Genomic DNA, 701 nt, shown 5'->3' with positions numbered 1-701 from the left:
GCGTCGAGCAGATCGAACGTGGTGCGCGCCGCCTGACCCACAACCGGTACGACGCCGAAGACCTCGTGCAGGAGACACTTCTCAAGGCCTACAGCGGTTTTCACACGTTCAAGCCAGGATCGAATGCGCGCGCATGGCTGTTTCGGATCATGTACAACAACTGGATCAACAGCTATCGCGCCCGCCAACGCGCCGTGGGTGAGCAACTGTGTGAAGACATCACCGATTGGCAGGTGTCCGCCGAGGGGCGGCATACATCTTCGGGTTTGCGGTCAGCGGAAGTGGAAGCGCTCGAAGCGATGCGCGACGACGACATCGCGGACGCACTGGACGCGATCCCTGCGGCCAACCGGATGACCGTGTACTTCGCCGACGTCGCGTGCTTCCGGTACAAGGAGATCGCTGAGCTCATGGACATTCCGGTTGGCACTGTGATGTCGAGGTTGCACCGGGCGCGTCGCAATCTGCGTAAGCTGCTCGCCGAAACTGCGGTTGCCAGAGGGTATCTGGCCCGGAGTCAGGACAACGGCACGGCAGCCTGAACCTTACCGGCGTCGCGGCCGATGCCACGGTCCCGGGCCACGTCGGCGAGCAACTCCCGCAGCCGCTTTCGTCCGCGGGCCAGTCGGGACATCACGGTTCCGACGGGTGTGCCCATCAGGGCGGCGATTTCGCGGTAGTGGTAGCCCTCGACGTCGGCG

Annotated in this window: 2 protein-coding genes; one reads left to right on the top strand and one right to left on the bottom strand. The window is 63.9% G+C overall.

All coding sequences use genetic code 11. The features are described 5' to 3' along the window. Nucleotides 1-542, top strand: a 542-nt coding sequence (locus A5699_RS15285; RefSeq protein WP_067770669.1) for a sigma-70 family RNA polymerase sigma factor, incomplete at its 5' end; no start/stop codon positions are given. Here A5699_RS15285 and A5699_RS15280 read toward each other — a convergent pair. Beyond that, nucleotides 518-701 (bottom strand): sigma factor-like helix-turn-helix DNA-binding protein (locus A5699_RS15280; RefSeq protein ID WP_304528331.1); only part of this gene is annotated, 184 nt, incomplete at its 5' end. The genes A5699_RS15285 and A5699_RS15280 overlap by 25 nt on opposite strands.

The sequence above is a fragment of the Mycobacterium sp. E802 genome (assembly GCF_001666875.1).
Taxonomy (GTDB): Bacteria; Actinomycetota; Actinomycetes; order Mycobacteriales; family Mycobacteriaceae; genus Mycobacterium.
Note: the sequence above shows the minus strand (reverse complement) of the source record. Positions and strands in the feature narration are given on the sequence as shown.